The organism is Nonomuraea sp. NPDC051298 (assembly GCF_055586305.1).
The window spans coordinates 972,399-992,654 of record NZ_JBVJIM010000001.1 but is presented as its reverse complement, the minus strand read 5'-3'; the positions used below and the strand labels follow the sequence as shown (position 1 = coordinate 992,654).

Genomic DNA, 20,256 nt, shown 5'->3' with positions numbered 1-20,256 from the left:
TGGGCGGTGGCTCGGACCGCTGGGGTAGGCGGTGGCTCGGACCGCCGGGGTGGGCCCGCGACGCCGTTCTCCCGAGCGGCCCGCGTCGGGGCCCACCCCGGCTTTCCTCCGCGTGATTCTCGACTGTGTGACTCTCGACTATGACGGCGGGCGGTGCGGATTCGTGGGCGCGGTGCTGGTACTGGTGGGGCTGCTCGCCGTGGGGATCGCGGGGGTGTACGCGGTGTCCCGCCTCCTCGCGCCCGGTCCGGTCGCGCAGACCGGGCCCTTCCTGTCGGGGGCCTGGCCACGGGAGCACGCGATGTCGCGCTACCACGTGCGGTGGTACACGGTGACGCTGGTCTTCCTCGCCTTCGACATGGAAATGATCTTCATGTACCCGTGGGCGCTCGTCGTGGCCGAGCTGGGGGCCATGGCGGTGGTGGAGATGTTCGTCTTTCTCGGGTTGTTGCTGGTGGGGGTGCTCTACGCGTGGCGGGAAGGGGCGTTCCGATGGGCATGAGGGGGTGGCTGCTGCGCCGTGCCGCCCTGCGGCCCCGAGTGCTCGTCGCCGCCTGCCCGTACGGGACGCGGGCCCGGCTGCTCGTCGAGGCCGAGGTCGCCGCGCGGGGGTGGGCCTTCGCGCTGTCCCCCGCGCAGGCCGGGGTGCTGGCCGTGTGCGGGAACCCCGGGGACGAGCTGTCCGAGGCGGTCCGGGTGGTCTGGGACGAGCTGCCGGAGCCTCGGGCGCTGGTCTCCGCCGCGCCGGGCGCGTCCGCGGCGGAGGTGGCCCTGGCCCTGGACGACGCTGTCCAGACGCTGGCGGAAGGGGGCGGCGGCGGGTTCGGGCGCGCGGCGTCCGGCGAGGTGGCCATGGCGGGGCGCGGCCAGGACCGGGACGGGCTGAAGCTCGACCGGCTGCACGTGCCGCTGGGGCCGGTGCTGGTCGACTGGCCCGCCGGTCTCGTCGTCGAGACGGTGCTGCAGGGGGACGTGATCCAGGAGGCCGCCGTACGGGTGTTGCCCGCAGGCGAGACGGGAGCGGCCTTCTGGCCCCCGGCCCGCTCGCCTGAGACGGGAGCGGCCCACTGGCCCCCGGCCCGCTCGCCTGATACCGGAGCGGCCCACTGGCCCTCGGCCCTTTCTCCCACCCCGTGCGCGGGTGCTGGTGCGGGCCGGTGGGCGGCGCGGCATCTGGACGGCCTCACGCGGCTGCTCGGCGTGGCGGGCTGGCCAGGGGCGGCCCTGGAGGCCCGCCGGCTGCGGGACCTGCTGCTCGCCGGGGATGGCGGGCGCGGGGTGGCGGCTGACTGCGAGCGGCTCGCGCGGCGGGTGCGCGGGTCGAGGGTGCTGCGGTGGATGCTCCGAGGGCTGGGGACGGTCGAGCACGGGACAGGAGCGCCGGGGTGGATGTGCGGTGACGTGCTGGATCGGGCGTACAGGTGGGCGGACATCGGCGGACCCGCGGGCGGCGAAGGCGCGCCGGGTACTGAGGCCGCCGTCGCCCTGTCGCTCCTGCCCGAGCTGCTGACCGGAACCGAGCTGGCGGTGGCGCGGTTGATCGTGGCGAGCCTCGACCCGGACCTCGAACGGCTGCCCGCAGGACAGGCGACCGATGGGTGACTCGGCGGGCACGGCGGTGTCGCTGGCGGTGTCGATGGCCCTGCTCGCGTGGGCGGCGGCGGGGCTGGACGCGGGGCTGGGACGAGACGGGCGGCGTGGGCGGCGGGCGGGGCGCGGCCGGGTGCGGGGGGCGGTCACGGCGGCCGTCACGGCGGCCGTCACGGCGGCCGTCGGGGCGGCCGTCGGGGCGGCGGCAGGGGAGGTGGCGCGGCTCCTCGTGCAGGGACGGCGGCGTACGCTCGCGTCCGACGTCCTGCTCGTCCGCGCCGGTGTCGTCGCCCTGCCCCTGGCCGCCCTCCTCGCCGCGGTCGTGCTGCCCGTGGGCGGGCGGCCCGTGCTCGACACCGGCGTCGGGATCGTCTGGTTCAACGCCATGGAGGTGTGCGTCTGGGGAGCCCTGTGGCTCGTCGGCTGGGGCGTCAACTCCGTGAACCCGCTGATCGGCGGCTACCGGTTCCTGGTGCAGGGGCTGAGCTACGAGCTGCCGCACATGTTCGCGCTGATCACCGTGGCGCTCGGCGCGGGGTCGCTGCGGTTCGGCGACGTGGTGGCGGCGCAGCGCGGGCTGTGGTTCGCGGTCTGGATGCCCGTCGCGTTCGTGGTCTATCTGGTCTCCGCGCTGGCGATGGCGTTCTGGGGCCCGATGGGAGAGCCGGTCGGGCGGAACGTGGCCGGTGGCGTGCTGGGGGAGCTGTCCGGGCCGGATCGGCTGGTGTTCACCGCCGGACGGTACGCGCTGCTCGTCGTCGTGGCCGCCGCCGCGGTGCCGCTCTTCCTGGGCGGCGGGGCGGGGCCGCTGCTGCCCGGCTGGGCCTGGACGGCCATCAAGACAGTGGCGGTCCTGGGCGTGTTGGTGCTGGTCAAGCACCGGGTTCCGGCCGTACGGATGGATCGGTTCACACAGTTCGCGTGGGTGGTGCTCATCCCGCTCACGCTCGTCCAGACGCTGGTCGTCGGAATCGTGGTGCTGCCGTGAGCGGAGCCTTCTGGGCGCTCGCCGTCCTGGCCGTGGCGAGCGGCGTGGCCGTCTTCGTGGTCGACTCGATGGCGCGGGCCACGTTCGCGCTGCTGGTCTCGCTGCTGGCCGTCGGCGGGACGCTGCTGCTCATCGACCTGCACTACGTCGGCGTGCTGGTGATCCTCATGATGGTCATGGAGATGCTGGTCATGGTCGTCTTCATGATCATGTACATGATGAACCCCGGCGGGCTCATGCCCATGACGATGGTGCACGACAACCGGACCGCGGTCCTCATCGCGGGCGGCGTCTTCGTGCTGCTGGCGGCCGGGGTGTTCGTGACCCCGTGGCCCCCGGCGCGGGGCCGCCCGCCCGCCGACCCCACGCACGCGCTCGGCCTGGCGATCATGGAGGGGAAGATGCTCGTGATGATCGTCATCGGAGTGGCGATCCTGGCGACCATGATCTCCGCCGTGGTGCTCGCCACCCACCGGGGCCGGTACGACCGATGACGCTCCAGGCGTTCCTGCTGCTGGCCGCCGCGCTGTTCTCCGTCGGCCTGTACGGCGCGCTGTCCCAGCAGTCCATCGTCATGCTCATGATGGGCCTGGAACTCATGATCAACGGGCTGATCGCGGCAGGTGGCGCCCTCTGGCGGCACGTCGCCCCCCAGACCGCCGACGGCCAGGTCCTCGTGCTGGTCGCCGTCACCGTCATGGCCCTGGAGATGGCCATGGGCTTCGCGGTCACCACGGCGATCTTCCGCGCCAGGGACGTGGACCTGACCGACGAGGCGGGAGACCTCAAGGGGTGAACGCCTCGCTGTGGCTGCTGCCCGCCCTGCCCGCCGGGGCGGGCGGCCTGCTGCTGCTCCTGCGCCGGGGTGGCGCGCCCGTGGCGATCGCGGTCGCCGCGCTGACCCTGGGGCTGGCCGTGCACGCGGCGGTGACCAGGCCCGTCGCGCACGCCCGGCTGTTCTTCCCCGGAGGCTTGCCCGACGGGACGGGTACGGGGCTGGCCGTGGACGGGCTGTCGGCCGTCATGGTGGTCACGGTGGCGGCGGCCGGGCTGGCGGTGCTGGTGTTCGCGGCGGGGGAGCCGCGCGGGGCCAGGTTCCACGGGCTCATGTTGATCTTCGTGGCCGCGATGCTGGTGACCGTGACGGCCCAGGATCTCGTCCTGCTGCTGATGGGGTGGGAGGTCATGGGCGCGATGTCGTACGCGCTCATCGGCTATCAGTGGCGCGACCCCGCCCGCGTACGCTCCGGGGCCCTCGCCTTCCTCACCACCCGCACCGGAGACCTCGGCCTCTACGTCGCGGCCGGCGCGGCCATGGCCGGGGGCAGCCTGGCCCTGCGGGAGCTGTCCGGGCTCGCCTGGCGGGATCTGGTGGCCGCCGGGATCGTGGTGGCGGCACTCGGGAAGTCGGCGCAGCTCCCGTTCTCGTTCTGGCTGTCGCGGGCGATGGCAGGACCCAGCCCCGTCTCGGCGCTGCTGCACTCGGCGACCATGGTGGCGGCGGGGGCGTACCTGCTGCTGCGGGTGCAGCCGCTGCTGGCCGCCACGGGGTGGGCGGCCTCCGTGGTGGTGTGGGCGGGGGCGCTGACGGCGCTGGCGCTGGGGGCCGTCGCGGTGGCGCAGCGCGACCTCAAGCAGGTGCTGGCCGCGTCCACGTGCGCGCAGATCGGGTTCATGGTGGTGGCGGCCGGGGCGCCCGCGGTCGCGGGGGGCGTCGCGCAGCTCGTGGCGCACGCGGCCGTTAAGAGCCTGCTCTTCCTGGCGGCCGGGGTGTGGCTGGCGGTGCTGGGGACCGAGGACCTCGCCGGGCTGGGCGGGGCTGCCCGGCGGGATCGGCTGGTGGGGGTGGCGTTCGGGGTGGGGGCGGTGGCGCTGGCGGGGGTGCCGCCGCTGTCGCTGTGGGTGACCAAGGACACGATCCTGGCGGCGGTGCGGACGCCGGGGCTGTACGCGGTGCTGGTCGTGGCCGGGCTCCTCGCCGCCGCGTACTCGGCCAGGGCGCTGGCCGCGGTCTGGCGGGCGGGTCCTGGGCGGGAGGGCGTACGGGAGGTGACGGGCTGGGAGCGGGCGCCGCTGCCGGTGCTGGCCGTGGTCGCGGCCGGTGCGGGGGCGGTGGCGCTGCCCGGCGTGTTCCAGGGTTGGGGGCGGCTGGTGGGCGAGCCCAGGGCCGTCGCGCCCGCGTGGGGGGAGCTGGCGATGTCCGGTGGCGCGGCTGTCGCGGTGGCGGCGGCGACTGCGGCGGTGACTGTGATGGGGACCGCGGCGGCGCGCCCGCGCAGGGTGATCGGGTTCCTCGCGGGCTGGCTGTATCTGGAACGGGCGGCCGTGGCGCTGGTCGTCCGGCCGGTGCTGGCGTTGGCCGGGGCGCTGGCCAGGTTCGACGACCGGGTGCTCGACGCCGCCGTGAACGCCGTGCCGCGCCTGGGCCTGGCGCTCGCCCGCGTCGTCAGGGCCCCGTTCGAGACCGGGCTCGACGGCGTCGTACGGGCCGTGGCCGCCGCGACCGCACGGCTCGGCGCGCTGGCCCGACGCCCGCAGACCGGCCAGGTGCACCGCTACTTCGCCCAGGCCGCCGTGGCGCTCACCGTGCTGGCCGTCGCGCTCGTCCTGCTGAGGTGACCGTGCTCTCGATCGTCATCTTCCTGCCCCTGGCGGCGGCGGCCCTGCTGGCCCTGCCGGGACTCGGCGCGCGGACGGTCGTGCGGATCTGGATCGCCGCCACCGCCGCCGACCTGGCCCTGGTCGCCGCCCTGTGGGCCGGGTACGGCGGCGGCACCGCGTACGAGACCAGACTGCGCTGGATCCCCTCCGCCCGCGCCGGCTACCACGTCGGCGTGGACGGCCTGTCGCTGCCGCTGATCGCGATGACCGCGCTGCTCTTCCTGCTCTGCGCCGTCTGCTCGCTGCGCCAGACCCACCGCGTGCGGGGGTACGCGGCGCTGTTCCTGTTCCTGCAGACGGTGTGCCTGGGCCTGTTCGCCGCCCTCGACCTGCTGCTCTTCTTCGTCTTCTTCGACCTGGCGATCGTGGGCATGTACTTCGTGATCGTCGGCTGGGGGCACGGCGACCGGGCCCGTTCCGCGCTGAAGTTCTTCCTCTACACCTTCCTCGGTTCGCTGGCGCTGCTGCTCGGCTTCATCGGGCTCTACCTGGCCGCCGAGCCGCACACGTTCGACATGGCCGACCTGATCGCGAACCCGCCACGCGCGGGCGCGGCGGTGCTGCTCGCCGTGGGGATCGGGCTCGCGGTCAAGACGCCGGTCGTGCCCGTGCACACCTGGCTGCCGCCCGCCCACACCGACGCGCCCGCCGCCGGGTCGGCGATCCTGGCCGGGGTGCTGCTCAAGATGGGCACGTACGGCTTCGCCCGCATCGCCGTCCCCATCCTGCCGGAACAGTGGCGCGCGTACGCCTGGGTAGCCATCGTGATCGGCGTCGTCAGCGTCCTGTACGGCGCCCTGGTCGCCCTCGCCCAGGAGAACCTCAAGCGCCTGATCGCCTACACCTCCGTCAACCACATGGGCTACGTCATCCTCGCCCTCGGCGCGGCCGGGCTGGACGGCGGCCGGGCCGCCAGGGAGCTGGCCGTCAGCGGGGCCGTCACCCAGATGGTCAGCCACGGGCTCGTCACCGGCGCCCTGTTCCTGATCACCGGCGTCCTGTGGGACCGCGCACGGAACTACGGGCTCGGCGAGTACGGCGGGCTGGCGGGCAGGGCGCCGGTGCTGACCGGGTTGACGGCGGTGGCCGCGTTCGCCTCGATGGGGTTGCCGGCGCTGTCCGGGTTCATCGCGGAGTTCCAGATCTTCACCGGCGTGATCGGGGCGGGCGCGGTGGTCGCGGGCGCGCTGTCGCTGCTCGGCATCCTCATCACGGCGGGACTCCTGCTGCGGATGATCCACCGGGTCTTCCTCGGCGGGCCGGGCGAGCTGACCGGCCGGGTCAGCGACGTGCGGCCGTACGAACTGGCCGCGATCGCCCCGCTGCTGGCCCTGTCGCTGGTCATCGGCATCGCGCCGCGCTGGCTGCTCGACGTGATCGAGCCCGCCGCCCGCGCCCTCGTGACGCTGGCCGGCCGATGAGCCCCCTCGCGCTGCTGCCCGAGCTGCTGATCCTGGCGGGCGCGGTGTGCGGGCTGGTCACCGGGCTGTTCGTGGCGCGGGAACGGCAGCGCGTGGTCGCCTGGATCAACGGGATCGGCCTGGCCTCGGCCGCCGTCTCGGCCGCCGTCTTCGCCGCGACGAGCCCTCACCAGGTGGCCTTCGGCACGTACGCCGTCGACCTCGTCACGAACGTCACCCGCCTCACCGTCGCCCTGGCCACCCTGCTCGCCCTCTGCCTGGCCGCCGGCCGGATCAGGGCCCACGCGCGCGAGAGCGAGCTGTACACGCTGATGTCGCTGGCCGCCCTCGGGACGATCCTCATGGCGGGGGCCGCCGACCTGCTCGTGCTCGTGGCGGCCTACCTGGTGGCGAGCATCCCCGCGTACGCGCTGGCCGGGTTCGCCAAGGACGCGCCCGGCACGGAGGCGGCGCTCAAGTACTACCTGATGGGCGCGTTCCTCGGTGTGCTCATGCTGGCCGGCGTGACGCTCGCGTACGGCCTGTCGGGCGCCACCGCCTACCCCGAGGCGCGCGCCCCTGCCGTGGCCGCCGTGCTGCTGCTGGCCGGGCCGCTGTTCAAGGCCGGCGGGGTGCCCGCGCACTTCTGGGTGCCCGACGTGGCGGAGGGGACGTCGCGGCCGGTGGCGGCGTTCGTGACCACGGTGCCGAAGATCGGGGCGCTGGCCGCGCTGTACCGGCTGGCCGGGTCGGTGCTCGACGAGCCCGCGCTGCTCGCGGTCGTCGCGGCGGCCACGATGACGCTGGGCAACCTGGCCGCCTTCCAGCAGGACAACGTGCGCCGCCTGCTGGCGTACTCGACGATCGGCCAGGCCGGGTACCTGCTGGTGCCGGTGGCCGTGGCGGGGCGTACGGAGCTGGCCGAGCCGGCGCTGCTGCTCTACCTGGCGGCGTACGCGGTCACGAACCTGGGCGCGTTCGCCGTCGTGGTCGCGGCGGGCACGGACGCGCTCGCGGACTACGCCGGGCTGGCCAGGCGGTCGCCGTGGACGGCGTTCGCGCTGGTCGTGTGCCTGCTCGGGCTCGTCGGCACCCCGCCGACGGCGGTCTTCGCCGGGAAGCTGCTGATGTTCGCGGCGGCCTGGGACGGTGGGTACGCCTGGCTCGCGGTCGTGGCCGCCGCCAACACCGTGGCCAGCGTGTTCTACTACCTGCGCTGGATCAGGCCGGTGTTCGCCCAGGAGGGGGCGGGTGAGCGCCGTACCGGCGGGGTGGCGGTGGTCGCCGCCGCCGGGTCGCTCGTGCTGGGGATCGCCGCCGTCGCCGTCCTGCTCGGGGCAAGCGCCCCCTGACCGGGCGCCCGGCATCCAGCGCCCGGCATCCGCCGCCCGGCGCGCGGGTGCGGGTCAGAGGTCGCGTTCCTGCTGGTCGAGGATGGCGACGGAGACCGCGACCGCCTTGGCCGCGTCGCCCTCCTCGATCGCCCGCAGCAACTCCTCGTGCGAGGTGTCCGGCGCCAGCGCCGCCTGCTCCTTGTCGCGGACGCTGTCGCGCAGCGCCTCGCTCATGCTCCGGTAGAGGTCGCCGAGCAGCGGGTTGTGCGCGGCGCCCGCCACGCTCAGGTGGAAGTCCACGTCGGCGTCGGCGAACCCGTCGAGGTCGCCCGCCTGGCCGGCCGTGTCGCGCCGGGCCAGGGCCGCGCGCATCGCGGCCAGGTCGTCGTCCGTGCGCCTGCCCGCCGCCAGCCGGGCCGCCACGAGGTCGAGGCCGCGCCGTACGTCGATGATGTCCATGGCCGCCGCCGTGTCGAGGCGGCGGCGCAGGGCGACCTCCGACTCGTCGGTGGCGGTCACGTACGTGCCGTCGCCCTGCCTGGTGTGCAGCAACCCGGCGTGGACCAGGACGCGCACCGCCTCGCGTACCGACAGTCTGCTCATGCCCAGGCTCTCCGCGAGCCGGCTCTCCGACGGGATCTTGGTGCCGACCGGCCACACCCCGTCGGCGATCTCCCGGCGCAGCTCGGCGATGGCGGAGTCGACGAGCGAGGTCCGAGCGACGTTACGCATGCGCCTTCTCCTCAACGGCTGTCCGGCATCCACCCTAGACGCTGCGGCGCGGCCCGGTACCACGGGCGCGGCGCGCGGGCTCAGGCCAGTTCGGCGGCCAGGCGCTCGATGGTGTCGCGGCCCTCCAGCGGACGCAGCCAGGCGGCCGGCAGCACGGAAGCGCCGTGGAGCGCGCCCAGAAGGTTGCCGCACACCGACCCGGTCGAGTCGCTGTCGCCCGAGTGGTTGACCGACAGCAGCAGCGCCCGGTCCACGGCCGGCTCCGCCAGGGCGCAGTAGACGCCGATGGCCAGGGCCTCCTCGGCCACCCAGGCGCCGCCCAGCGACTCGACCGCCTCCGGCGAGTGTCCGCCGCGCGCCGCCAGCGCCAGGGCCGCGCGCAGGGCGGCGGTGGTCTCGTCGTGGCCGGGGTGGCCGGCCAGCAGGTCGAGGGCGTGGCCGACGGCGGGCTCCAGCGGCTCGCCCGACATCAGACGGGCGATGATCGCGGCGAACGCGCCGGCGGCCAGGTAGCCGGTCGGGTGGCCGTGGGTGATCTGGGCGCAGGCCGCCGCCAGCTCGAACGCCTCCCGCGTGTCGCGGGCCAGGGGCGTACCGGCGACCAGGCCGAACGGGGCCGAGCGCATCACGGTGCCGCAACCCTTCGAGTCGGGGTTGACCGGCCCAGGCCCGTCCCACACCGGGCCGGGGAAGGGCTTGTGCAGGCCGGACAGGCAGGCGTTGCCCGGCGCCCGCCTGGAGTAGAGCCAGCTCTCCTCCCGGAGACCGCCCGTGCGGTGGTGGGGGAGCGGGCTCGCGGGCGGCGGCCCCGAGTGCTCCTGGGTGTCGAGCCACCGCAGGTACGCCTGCCGCACCGCCCCGACCGTCTCCTCCCGCGCGCCGCCCCGCCCTTCGGCCCTCTCTCCACTACCGTGACCTTGGGAAACAGCGGTGGGCCCGGTGGTCGGCCCAGTAATCGGCCCAGTAATCGGCCCAGTAATCGGCCCAGTAATCGGCCCGGTGGTCGGCGCAGCGGCGCGAGCGGTCAGGAGGCCCTCGACGGTGAAGAGGGTCATCTGGGTGTCGTCGGTGATCAGGCCGGTCCTGCCCCGCCACGTCGTGACATATCCCGTGATGCCGTCGGGCCCGTGATCCCGGCGGATCGTCCGCAACGACTGGAACTCGATCGGCGCCCCGAGTGCGTCGCCGATCGCGCCGCCCAAGAGGCAGCCCCGGATCCGATCCAGAACATCCATACCTGGGATCTTGCCACCTTCCGGGCCGTCTGAGAGATTGTCGCTTATTTCGTCAATTGTCCCGGAGGTCACGCGTGTCACAATTACGCCCAGCCCTCTTCGCCGTCGCCCTCACCATGGCGATCGCGACCCCGGCCCAGGCGGCCGCAGGTCCCGCCATCACCGTCGAGAACGGCCGCACGCAGCCGGTCTTCTCCTACGCCGACGCCATCCGCGAGCACGTGTACGTCGAGTCGACCGTCGACAGCGACCTCGACGGCGCGCTCGACAAGGTCAGGGTGGACATCATCCGCCCCAAGGAGTCGGGTCCCGGGCTCAAGGTGCCCGTGATCATCGACGAGAGCCCGTACTACGACAACTCGGGCCGTGGCAACGAGGGCGAGCGGAAGGTCTACGACGCCGCCGGAAATGTCGCGAAATTCCCGCTCTTCTATGACAACTACTTCGTCCCGCGCGGCTACGCCGTCCTCAACGTCGACATGCTCGGCACCACCAAGTCCGACGGCTGCCCCGACATCGGCGGCAAGGCCGACGTGCTGGGCGGCAAGGCCGTCATCGACTGGCTGAACGGCCGCGCCAAGGCGGTCAAGGCCGACGGCACCCCGGCCGTGGCCGACTGGACGACCGGCAAGTCCGCCATGATCGGCAAGTCGTACGACGGCACCCTGGCCAACGCCGTGGCCGCCACCGGGGTCGAGGGCCTGAAGACCATCGTGCCCATCTCGGCGATCAGCTCCTGGTACAAGTACCAGCGCTCCAACGGCGTCATCTACAACTACGACTACGCCTCCTGGCTGGCGAACTACGTCGACACCGACCCCGAGGACAAGTGCCGGCAGGTCCGCGACAAGATGGACGCCGAGGACGCTGACGACACCGGCAACTACAACGCGTTCTGGGCCGAGCGCGACTACATCGACGGCCTGCTTGGCGACGTCTCCAAGGTCAAGGCCAGCGTCTTCGTCGTCCACACGGTCAACGACCTCAACGTCAAGCCCGACAACTTCTCCGCCTGGTGGAAGGCCCTGGCCGACAGGAACGTGCCGCGCAAGATCTGGGTCGGCCAGACCCAGCACGTGGACCCGTTCGACTTCGACGGCCGCAGGGACCTGTGGGTGGACACCCTGCACCGCTGGTTCGACCACTGGCTGCACGGCGTGCGCAACGGGATCACCCAGGAGCCCCGCGCCGACGTCGAGATCGGCCCGGCACAGTGGATCACCCAGCGCGACTGGCCGGCGCCGTTCGCGCTCAAGGCGTCGCTGCGCCCCTCGTCCGACGGCTCGCTCGGCCTGCGGCCCGCCGCCAGGAACAGCACCGCCACCTTCACCGACGTCGCCATGAGCGAGACCGACATGGTGGCCGACGTCGGCACGGCGAACCCGGGCCGGGTCGCGTTCACCACCGGGGCGCTCCCGCTCGACCTGCGCCTGTCCGGCACGCCCACGGCCGACCTGCGGGTCAAGCTGGACAAGCCCACCGCCAACCTGACCGCGCTCCTGGTGGACTTCGGGGAGGCGACCCGGGTCGACTGGCGGCGCAACCAGGGCATCACGACGCTCACCGAGGAGGACTGCCACGGGGAGAGCACCGCGGCCGACGACGCCTGCTACCGCAAGGTCGTCACGAACGTGGCCACCCGCCCGCTCGAGATCGTCGCCCGCGGCTGGGTCGACGTGCAGAACCGCGACTCGCTCAGCCAGGCCAAGCCGCTGCCCGCGGGCACGTACGGCACGGTCAAGTGGCTGACGCTGCCGCAGGACTACACGTTCAGGAAGGGGCACAGGATCGGCCTGGTGCTGGCCGGCACCGACTCCACCTACAGTGACGAGTCCGGCACCGGGGCCAAGGTCACCGTCGACCTGTCCAAGAGCAGCGTGAGCGTCCCGTTCGTGCTCGGTACGCCGCTGGCCGACGTGCCCAAGGACACGGCCAGGTTCCGCGGGCCCGAGAAGCTCGACCTGCCCGCGCCGGAGAACGAGTTCACGTTCTTCTAGCAGGCGTCGTCGCGGGTGCGGGGGCCGTTCCCGCACCCGCGACGGCACCTACGCCGTCAGGTGCGCTCAGCACACGCGCCCGTCATCAGGGGAGACCGTCCAGGCCACGTTCATGGTCAGCGTGCCGCCACCGGTGGTGGTGCCGCCCGTGCGGCGGCCGTCGCCGGTGGTCTGGCCCGTCCACCGGACGGTGATCTGCCCGCGCCGCACGGCCGGCTCCGCGTCACATGAGGAGGAGCGCGACTCCTTGATCTGGAAGTCGTCGCCGGACACCGCGATGCCGTTCGTGCCGGAGGCCGAGACGATCTCGCACCGGCCCGTGCACGACAGCGCGAACGACCCGGCGCGGTCCTGGCCCAGCGACAACGACGCCGGTGACAGCCGGGCCACCGGCGGCGCGGGCCTGGGCAGCGCGGTCTTCCTGGGCACGGCGCGCAGGGCCGACCCGGCGGCGGTCCCAGCGGCGTCCTTGGTGGTGACCTCGGCCACCCAGCGCGCGGGCTGCTCCAACAGCACGCTGGTCTGCGCGGCGGCCTTGGTGAGCGTGGCGGGGTGCTCGCGGGCGTTCATGACCGCCCAGACCAGGCCCGCGGCCAGCAGGCCCACGCCCAGGATCAGGCCGAGCCTGGCCACCGCCCTGATCGGCGTGCCGGGCTCTGGGTCGTCGTCCTCGGGCTGTTCCCGCCAGAACTCCTGGAACCGCGCGTCGTCGCCGCCCGGCGGCTGGTCGGGGCCCGACAGGCTGATGCCGCCGTAGCGGATGACCGCGTCCTTGTGGTGCACGCCGTTGCTCTCGCCCTTGAGCGCGGCGCTGTAGACGAGCCTGTCGGCGCTCGGGCTGCCCCGGTAGGCCCTGGTGCGGCTCGGCGGCGTGAACGGATGCCGTCCGCGCGCCGCGGGCGCCGCCACGGGCTCGTCACCGATGGGGACGTCTCCCGTGGGTGCGGCCAGCGGCTGCCGCGCGGCCGGTACGCCAGGCTGCGCCGGTATGCCGAGGGGCTCCTGGTCGGCGGCGGCCGCGCCCGCCGCCGACCAGGGCTTTCCCGGGGTCGCCGTCGTGGGGTCGGCGACCTGGGCGTACGGCGTGGCATCGGCGACCGGTGAAGGCGGCGACGAGGAGCCGCTCTCCACCAGTGTGCGAGCCTGCACGGGGAAGCCGTCAGCCCGCCAGAGAGGCCCCTCGCCGGGCAACGGCTGCGCCGACGCCAGCCGGTTGGGAAGTGTGCCGGGCAGTGCCGCGATCGGCAGCCGGCGCAGCAGCGCCGCCGCCGACATGGTCCTCGGCGCGGCCCGGCAGGTCGCGCAGGACTGGATGTGCCGGCCGATCCTGGCCCTGGCCCGCCGCCCGGGGGCGGTGACCCATTCGGACACCCGGGCCGTCAGGTCGGGACATCCGTCGCGGGAGCGGGCGGCGACGATCGCGGCGAACCACGCCTCCAGGCCCGCGGCGGCCCTGGTGACGATGGCGCGGACCTCGATCTCGGGCAGCTCGAAGATCGCGCTCAGCTCCATGTCCGCCAGGCCGTGCCGTACGGACAGGTCGAGCAGTTCCCGCTGCGGGCGGTTCAGCGACAGCAGCGCCTCGGGCAGCAGCTCCGACATGCGGCCGGGACGCGACCACGAGCCGATGCTCGCGGGCTTGGCCACGACCGCGCGGTGCGCCCGTGCCACCGCGTACAGCCAGGCGCGGCGCAGGGCCGGATCCACCACGCGGTCCGCGTACAGGTGCGCCGTCATCGCGGCGCCGGCCACCGCCTGCTCGGCGTCGCCGGCGGCCAGCTCGGTGCGGCAGTAGTCATAGAGGCGCGCCCCATGCCTGTCGCACACGTCGCGGATGGCCTGACGCGCGTCGTCGGACAGTGTTCGCCACATCCGGTGTCACCTCCTCCATTCGGTACGCGGACGGGTGTGCGGGTTCGGTCAGTTGCTGCCGATGGGGTTCGGCAGGGGGTTCGGCAGGGAATCGGACACGGGTTTGCGTGCCGCAGGCACGGTGTCGAGGAGCGACGCCTGCGCCAGGTAGGCGCGGGTGGCGTCGGGGTCGCCCGCGATGGCCCGCAGCCCGGCCATGGCCGCCGCGAGCCGGGCGCTGTCGTGTTCGCGTACGCCCGCCTGCCGCGTCCCACGCCGCGGGACCACCCGGTGCAGCAGCACCGAGCGCCGCCGCCAGGCCCACGCCTCCAGTGCGGCGGGTGGGGCGGCGCCGCCGAGCACGGCCGCGATCGCCCGGCCGGCCTCGGCCCCGTCGTGGATGCCCGCGTTCATGTTGAGCCCGCCGACCGTGGAGGTCAGGTGCGCCGCGTCGCCCACGAACAGCACCCGCCCGCACCGGTACGACGTCAGCACCCCCCTGGACAGCCCGAACCGGTCGGCGCCCGTGACGCGGATCGGCTCGCTGGCGCCCGGTAGGTTCCTGCGCACCAGCAGGGACAGGTTCGACGCGGACAACGGCTCATGTGCGTCGCAGGGGATCTTGAAGATGATCCGCCAGTGGTCGGGCAGCCCCAGCAGGGTGCACGACTGCTGCACGTCCTGCACGTACGTCAACGGCGCCAGGCCGGGCAGCAGCCGGTCGAGCGGCGAGTCGGTGAACACCCGCAGCGCCTGCGCCGGATAGGCCGACCTCGGGAACGGCAGGCCGAGCGAGCCGCGCACGGTGCTGTGCCCGCCGTCGGCGGCGATCATGTACCGGGCCCGCGTCCAGGTGTGGCCGATGCGGACCCGGATCCCCGTGCCGCCCTCGGCCACGCCGTCCACCGTCGTGCCGAACCGCACGTCCGCCTCGGGGTAGACGCTGAGCGCGCCGAGCAGCAGCCGGGTCAGCGCCGCCTGGTCGGCGTGGATCCGGAACGGATGCCTGGTCAGCCCGTCGAGCCGGTCCATGCCCATCTCGGCCAGCACGTCGCCTGACCGGTCGCGCCACTGCACCCGATCGACCACGCGGCCCCCGGCGACCAGCCGGGCGGCCACGCCGAGGTCGTCCAGCAGGTCGAGCGTGGCGGGGTGGAACGTGCACGCGCGCGGCTGCCGGGACAGGTCGTTCTCGCGTTCGAGCACGGTGACCGGGATCCTGGCGCGGGCCAGGGTGAGGGCGGCGGTGAGCCCGGCGGGCCCGGCGCCGACCACGATGACGCCGTTCATGCCGTGCGCCCTCCTTGCGCCGCCAGGGGACCCCGGCGGTACGGCAGGCGGCCGAGCGTCACGTGCCGGCCGACCGCCCTGGACAGGGCCCACCAGGCCACGCAGAGGTTCGAGGTGAGCAACATCCGGTCGTTCCCGCTGGTCAGCGGGCCGAGCACGGGCAAGGTCGGCAGGCCGGTGCCGGTGAAGAGCAGGACGGCGTCGGCCGGCAGCTCCGCCAGCTCGACCTGGCTGATCAGCTCCGACGGGGTGAGCGCGTAGGAGGAGTAGCCCTCGCGGGCGCGTACCTGGACGACCCGGGTGACGTTCAGCCCGGCCGTCTTCCAGAACCGCTCGGCCAGCTCCGTCACCCACGGCTGGTACGGCGACACCAGGACGATGTCCTCCACCCGCACGTGGTCCAGCGCCTCGCGCGTGGCCAGCGTGGCCGAGGCGAACGGCACCCCGGTCGCCGCGGTCATCTCGGCGCACTGCTCGCGGTCCTCGTCGGGGCCGAGCAGGTAGCGGGGCTCGCAGCAGGCCATGACCATGGCGTCCAGCCGCAGGCCCTCGAACGCGCCCGCCATCGCGGGCAGGGCCGCGTTGTAGCCCTCCAGCCGGTCCGCCAGGGACGGCCCCGGCCGTACGGGCAGGCGGGCGACGTGCATGTCGGCGCGCGAGCCGAGTAAGCGCGTCAGCTCCGGCTCCGCCGACGGGTTCGCCGGCGCCACGATCACGCCGACCCTGTTCCGGCTCACTGTGTGCCCCGGACGGTGCGCATGGCAATTCCTCCTGTGCGGGGAAGGCGAGGGAAGGTCACGAGGCGCGGTGCCGCAGCGCCTGGTCGATCTCGGTGATGGCCTCGACCGACACCTGCCGGATGCGGCGCAGCCGGTGCACGGTGCGCGGCGGCTCCGGCGGCGGGCCGGGCTGGTCCTCGCCCGAGGACGGCGGCGTGCCGGGCCGTACGCCCCGCGCGTGGACTTCGTGTGGTTGTGACCTGCGCAGTTCGCCGGTGAGCATGATCGCTCCTGTCTATAGCGGGTTGCCTGTTGGATGGGGGTGGAGCCCCGGGACGGCGGGGCGGGCCGAATGTCGCGCCGCGCCGCTCCGTACCCGGTCGTCGTGGTCGCGCGGCTCGGCGAGGAGCCGGCGCAGCGTCGCCGGCCCCTCTTCCGCCGCGCTTCGAGATCGGTGTCCGGTCTCATGTCCCGACGCCCCGGCGACCCGCACCAACGCCGCGGCGGCGAGCAGAACGGCGGCCGGCAGGTCGGCCGCCAGCACAGAGGCACGTCCGGGGACCCCTCCCCGGAGCACCGGCAGGTCGATCGGCGCCGTGGCGCCCGTCACGGCAATCGCCTCGTCCGGTCCCGCTCCCGTGCTGAGGGCTCCGACCGTCAAAATCCGCTGATCGGAGCCAGGCCCCCCGCCGTGAATGGCCCTGGTGGGCCCGGCCCGGCAGCACGGCCGTACCGGCCGTGCTGCCGGGCTGGCGGGGAGAAAGCCGGCCCCAAGCGCTACCCCTCGTGCCGGCCAGCACGCCAGCCGCTACCGCGCTGGCCGACAACACCGGGCCGACTAGGTCGGGCACGTGCCGCACGGTGCCGGGGGGATGGGGTAGCGCCGGGGCCAGCGCCAACAGCGCCGCCATCCGTTCCGCATGCGCGGCGGGCGGTCCGGACCGGCCGTGGGAGGCCGGTGACCGGCCGCCGCCTGATGGCGGCGCCAGCTTCTGCGCGGCACCGGGGCCCTGAGCCCGCCGGTCTCCCGGCGGGACAGCCCCGGGCGCGGCCGTGATGACCTGCGTCGCGCCCGGGCGGTTCAGGGCCGGTAACCGCCTGGTCCGGTGCCGCGGCGGTGCCGCGGGCGCCGGGGCGGCCCGGTGTTCGCGTACGTGTGTCAGCGTCATCGCGCCCTCACCGTGCCCTCGGTGCCCTCGGCACTCTGGGCGCCCTGGGCGCTCTGGGTTCTGGCGCTCTCGGCGACGTTGGGCACGCTGACGCAGACCATGCGCTCGGTCAGCCCGGTGCCCTGCGTCGCCGGACGTGGTCTCGCCGGGCGCGTCCTGGCCGGCCCCGCACCGCCGGCGACCGTACGCGCGACCTTGGAGGCGAGGGCCAGGTGTTCGCCGCAGCGCCGGGCGACCTTGTCCTCCAGACCGGCCACCTGGGCCAGCCGGAGCCGCATCGGCTCCAGGGACGACCGGCGTTCGAGACCGGCGAGGTCGGCCAGCCGGGCGGGCCAGCGCAGTTCGTCGGCGCAGCGGGCCTCCACCTCGGCGGGGAGGTCGGCGACGGGGAACCCGTCGTGACGCAGCCGGGTGGCGACCATGACGGCGGTGAACGCCGTCTTGTCGAAGTCGGCCAGCCGTCCCGAGAGGGCGGCGGCCAGCATCCTGGCGCGGTGGCTCAGGCAGACCGCACTCCACCCGAGCAACAGCAGCCGATCAGGGCCCGTCTCCGTGTGCCAGCCGGCCAGTCGCAGCACGCGGGCCATCCGGTGGTAGAAGCGCCAGCGATGGCCGGGGCTGTCCAGCCAGACCTGGACCCCGCCCAGCGGCAGGCTCGCGACGTGCACACCCGCCTCCGGCCCGGCCACGCGGGCGCAGATGCGCTGGACGACCCGCTCCTGCCGGGTGAGGGCCGGCTCCTCGGTGAACCAGGAAGCACCCTGGGGATCCACGGTCATGTCCGGCCACCTCCTTGCCTGGGGGCAATCTCTCAAGAACCCTTAGGCTGTTAAGCCTCAGTTACCACACGCTCTGATAGTCCGCTTATGACCGGGACTATGTCAACTGACAGTTTGCGCATAAGTTGATACCAGTACGCGTGGCAGAGCTTGCCCGCATGGCAGGGGACACTGGAGCCGGCGTCCCTTACGCTGGAAAAGTTCACGGGCGGTAGGAGGTGTGCCGTGGCGAACTTCGCCGAACGGCTCGATCTCGCGCTGACCAAGCGCGGCTTCACCGGCGCGCAGGTCGCCTCCGCCCTGACGGAGGCGGGCATCCCCATCACCCGCGCCTACGTCAGCCAGTTGCGCACGGGCAAGCAGACCAACCCGACCCTCCAGGTGCTCAGGGCGCTGGCCTCGTGCCTGCAGGTGAGCGTGGGCTGGCTGGTCGGCGACGACCACCTGGAGTCGGGCTCGGTCGAAGATCTGCAGGTGCGGGCGGCCACCGTCGGCCTGTCCGCCTCTGGGCTGTCCGAGGAGTCGCTGGCCGTGCTGCGCGGCGTGGTCGAGCTGGCCCGCAAGGCCGAGGGGCTGCCCGAGGAGCCCGAGCCCACCGCAGACATCCCCGAGGCGGGTGCCCCGCTCAGCGGGCCGCAGCGGCGCGCGCTCGGCAAGCGGCTGCACGGCCTGCGCCTGGCCGCCCAGCTCTCCGTGGAGCAGGTGGAGACCGCGATCGGCAGGGGAGCGGCGGCGATCCCGGCCGTCGAGGAGGGCCGCATCGCCCCCGCCCCGATCACCGTCGAGCGCCTGCTGGCCGTCTACGGCGTCGCCGCCGCGCCCGTCCGCGAATACGTGCTCTCGCTGGCCAGGGGAGAGCGCGAGGCCGCCTGGTACGACGCGCAGTCCGTGCCCGTCTGGCTGGCCACCGGCTACGCCCTCGAGCAACGGGCCACGGTGATCCGCACCTACCACAACCAGTTCGTGCCGCCGCTGCTGCAGACCGAGGAATACGCCAGGGCGGCCATCACCGTCAACGGGCCCGCGACGCTCGGGCAGCAGACGGTCGACGAGGCGGTCGCCCTCGTGCTGGCCCGCCAGGAGGCCCTGCCCCGCGACCACGGCGTGGTCCTGTGGGCCGTGATCGACGAGAGCGTGCTGAGCCGCTCGATCGTCGGCCCGCACGTCCAGCTCCGCCAGCTCGACGTGCTGATCGAGCACGCCAAGCGGCCCAACGTCTCCCTGCACGTGGTGCCGATGGAAGACCCCGTCTACGCGCCGCGCACCGGGCCGTTCACGCTCTGGCGCTTCGCCGAGGCGTTCGAGTCCGACGTCGCCTGCGCCCACGGCATCGAGTCCGACGCGCTGGTCACCGACACGGGTGAGGTGGAGGCCTATCACCAGGCGTTCACCAAGCTCTCGGTCACCACGACCACCCGCGACGAGACCTTCGAACTGCTCAACGCTCATCGCGAAAGGCTTTCGCGTTCGCTCGCGAAATGAGCGGCTTCCCGCGCGCGAGATCATTTATGCCTCGATAAGGTGACGCACTTATACCCAAATCCAATGGTTTTTCAGGTTGTCTTCCGCTGTGGGGCGGGGATCATATGTTCTGGGTCATCGAGTGGGGTCCGAAAGGACAACTTTTCCCGAGATAGTGGGCGAGGGGAAAGGGGCAACACTCAATGCGTCAGCGTGCCATCCGAAACCTGGCGAAGCTGGAGATGACCCAAGCGAGGCTCACCCGTATCCTCGACGCCGCGGCCGGTGGGAAGAACCACTTCGCGGCCGACAGAAACGCGGTGCGCCGCTATGACACGGCCGCTCCGATCACGACGACGGCCGCACGTGCCGTGCTCGACTTCTTGTGCCGGGTGGTCCGTCACGTGGCGACCGAAGGTGTGGACCAGTTCGTGATCGTCGGGAGCGGGGTGCCGAGCGGCCTGCCGCTCGGCGGGCGGTTGCACGACGTCGCCCGTGACGCCCTGGGCGGTCCGGTGCCACGCGTGGTCTACGTGGAGAACGACCCCATGGTGCTGGCCGGAGCGAGGGCGACCATCGAGCCCGTCACCGACCTCGTACGCGTGGTGGAGGGCGACCTACGCGAGATCGACGACGTTCTCGACGACCGGGTGCTGCAGACGTTCCTCGACTGGGACCGGCCGATGGCCGTGCTGCTGCTGTCGACCCACAGTCTGAACGACGACGAGTTCTTTCATTACGTGATCAAGCGGATAAGGCAGGTGGTTCCGGAAAGGAGTTACCTGTCGTTGGTGCAGACCACGTTCGACGCCATTCCCGCGGAGTTGTTGCCGGCCATTCACGACCTGCTGGCGATGACGCTGCCGGGGCACGCGATTCGTACCAGGGAGGAGGTCGAGGCGTTGCTCGAAGGTCTGGTGCTGGTCGATCCGGGACTGGTGTGGGTCCCGGAATGGCGGCCAGGTCCTCGCGACGACGCCTGTGTGGAACAGCCCGGCGCGTCCGGTGGTTACGGTGCCGTGGCCCGCGTTCCGTGACGACGGCGGTTTC

General features: G+C 73.4%; 19 protein-coding genes. 11 read left to right on the top strand and 8 right to left on the bottom strand.

Features of this window, described 5'->3' with window-relative positions:
• Window positions 1-127 precede the first annotated feature (127 nt).
• The 8 genes from ACZ6S0_RS04785 to ACZ6S0_RS04750 are packed head-to-tail and all read left to right on the top strand — an operon-like array spanning window position 128 to window position 7,991.
• On the top strand, window positions 128-502 hold the full coding sequence (locus ACZ6S0_RS04785) for an NADH-quinone oxidoreductase subunit A (protein WP_465913222.1): 375 nt from the start codon (window positions 128-130) through the stop codon (window positions 500-502).
• Window positions 493-1,602 carry a hypothetical protein gene (locus ACZ6S0_RS04780; protein WP_465913221.1) on the top strand — a complete coding sequence of 370 codons (1,110 nt, stop codon included), beginning with the start codon at window positions 493-495 and terminating at the stop codon, window positions 1,600-1,602. The genes ACZ6S0_RS04785 and ACZ6S0_RS04780 overlap by 10 nt, the downstream gene beginning before the upstream one ends.
• Entirely contained in the window at window positions 1,595-2,578 is a 984-nt protein-coding gene (locus ACZ6S0_RS04775; RefSeq protein WP_465913220.1) for an NADH-quinone oxidoreductase subunit H, read from the top strand. Before ACZ6S0_RS04780 ends, ACZ6S0_RS04775 begins: the two co-directional genes overlap by 8 nt.
• Window positions 2,575-3,072, top strand: coding sequence for an NADH-quinone oxidoreductase subunit J (locus ACZ6S0_RS04770; RefSeq protein ID WP_344887320.1), 498 nt, complete (start codon window positions 2,575-2,577; stop codon window positions 3,070-3,072). The genes ACZ6S0_RS04775 and ACZ6S0_RS04770 overlap by 4 nt, the downstream gene beginning before the upstream one ends.
• Window positions 3,069-3,374 carry an NADH-quinone oxidoreductase subunit NuoK gene (gene nuoK / locus ACZ6S0_RS04765; RefSeq protein WP_344887318.1) on the top strand — a complete coding sequence of 102 codons (306 nt, stop codon included), beginning with the start codon at window positions 3,069-3,071 and terminating at the stop codon, window positions 3,372-3,374. The genes ACZ6S0_RS04770 and nuoK overlap by 4 nt, the downstream gene beginning before the upstream one ends.
• A complete protein-coding gene (locus tag ACZ6S0_RS04760) occupies window positions 3,371-5,197 on the top strand; it encodes a proton-conducting transporter transmembrane domain-containing protein (protein WP_465913219.1) in 1,827 nt (608 codons plus the stop codon). Before nuoK ends, ACZ6S0_RS04760 begins: the two co-directional genes overlap by 4 nt.
• Window positions 5,194-6,660: a complex I subunit 4 family protein gene (locus ACZ6S0_RS04755; protein WP_465913218.1), complete on the top strand. Its 1,467-nt coding sequence runs from the start codon at window positions 5,194-5,196 to the stop codon at window positions 6,658-6,660. The genes ACZ6S0_RS04760 and ACZ6S0_RS04755 overlap by 4 nt, the downstream gene beginning before the upstream one ends.
• Window positions 6,657-7,991 (top strand): NADH-quinone oxidoreductase subunit N, encoded by a 1,335-nt coding sequence (locus ACZ6S0_RS04750; RefSeq protein WP_465913217.1) that lies wholly within the window; start codon window positions 6,657-6,659, stop codon window positions 7,989-7,991. The genes ACZ6S0_RS04755 and ACZ6S0_RS04750 overlap by 4 nt, the downstream gene beginning before the upstream one ends.
• Before the next feature lie 54 nt (window positions 7,992-8,045).
• Here the strand turns inward: ACZ6S0_RS04750 and ACZ6S0_RS04745 are convergent, their stop codons facing one another.
• Together ACZ6S0_RS04745 and ACZ6S0_RS04740 are read right to left on the bottom strand one after the other, a co-directional pair.
• Window positions 8,046-8,705: a FadR/GntR family transcriptional regulator gene (locus ACZ6S0_RS04745; RefSeq protein WP_465913216.1), complete on the bottom strand. Its 660-nt coding sequence runs from the start codon at window positions 8,703-8,705 to the stop codon at window positions 8,046-8,048.
• Window positions 8,706-8,785: 80 nt separating this feature from the next.
• A complete protein-coding gene (locus ACZ6S0_RS04740; protein WP_465913215.1) occupies window positions 8,786-9,940 on the bottom strand; it encodes an ADP-ribosylglycohydrolase family protein in 1,155 nt (384 codons plus the stop codon).
• A 74-nt stretch (window positions 9,941-10,014) separates the two neighbouring features.
• On the opposite strand from ACZ6S0_RS04740, the gene ACZ6S0_RS04735 reads away from it, so the two are divergent.
• Window positions 10,015-11,937, top strand: a complete 1,923-nt coding sequence (locus ACZ6S0_RS04735) for a Xaa-Pro dipeptidyl-peptidase (RefSeq protein WP_465913214.1) — start codon at window positions 10,015-10,017, stop codon at window positions 11,935-11,937.
• Between the two features lie 66 nt (window positions 11,938-12,003).
• Here ACZ6S0_RS04735 and ACZ6S0_RS04730 read toward each other — a convergent pair whose 3' ends face one another.
• From ACZ6S0_RS04730 to ACZ6S0_RS04705, 6 genes are all read right to left on the bottom strand, one after another.
• Entirely contained in the window at window positions 12,004-13,809 is a 1,806-nt protein-coding gene (locus ACZ6S0_RS04730) for an RNA polymerase sigma factor (protein WP_465913213.1), read from the bottom strand.
• Between the two features lie 48 nt (window positions 13,810-13,857).
• Window positions 13,858-15,078: an FAD-dependent oxidoreductase gene (locus ACZ6S0_RS04725; protein WP_465913212.1), complete on the bottom strand. Its 1,221-nt coding sequence runs from the start codon at window positions 15,076-15,078 to the stop codon at window positions 13,858-13,860.
• On the bottom strand, window positions 15,075-15,815 hold the full coding sequence (locus ACZ6S0_RS04720) for a maleate cis-trans isomerase family protein (RefSeq protein WP_465913211.1): 741 nt from the start codon (window positions 15,813-15,815) through the stop codon (window positions 15,075-15,077). The genes ACZ6S0_RS04725 and ACZ6S0_RS04720 overlap by 4 nt, the downstream gene beginning before the upstream one ends.
• A gap of 58 nt (window positions 15,816-15,873) precedes the next feature.
• Window positions 15,874-16,080 (bottom strand): hypothetical protein, encoded by a 207-nt coding sequence (locus ACZ6S0_RS04715; RefSeq protein ID WP_465913210.1) that lies wholly within the window; start codon window positions 16,078-16,080, stop codon window positions 15,874-15,876.
• Between the two features lie 12 nt (window positions 16,081-16,092).
• On the bottom strand, window positions 16,093-16,407 hold the full coding sequence (locus tag ACZ6S0_RS04710; protein WP_465913209.1) for a hypothetical protein: 315 nt from the start codon (window positions 16,405-16,407) through the stop codon (window positions 16,093-16,095).
• A gap of 555 nt (window positions 16,408-16,962) precedes the next feature.
• A complete protein-coding gene (locus ACZ6S0_RS04705) occupies window positions 16,963-17,745 on the bottom strand; it encodes a hypothetical protein (RefSeq protein ID WP_465913208.1) in 783 nt (260 codons plus the stop codon).
• Window positions 17,746-17,970: 225 nt separating this feature from the next.
• On the opposite strand from ACZ6S0_RS04705, the gene ACZ6S0_RS04700 reads away from it, so the two are divergent.
• A complete protein-coding gene (locus ACZ6S0_RS04700) occupies window positions 17,971-19,227 on the top strand; it encodes a helix-turn-helix domain-containing protein (RefSeq protein WP_465913207.1) in 1,257 nt (418 codons plus the stop codon).
• A gap of 221 nt (window positions 19,228-19,448) precedes the next feature.
• Window positions 19,449-20,243 (top strand): SAM-dependent methyltransferase, encoded by a 795-nt coding sequence (locus ACZ6S0_RS04695; RefSeq protein WP_465913206.1) that lies wholly within the window; start codon window positions 19,449-19,451, stop codon window positions 20,241-20,243.
• Window positions 20,244-20,256 lie beyond the last annotated feature (13 nt).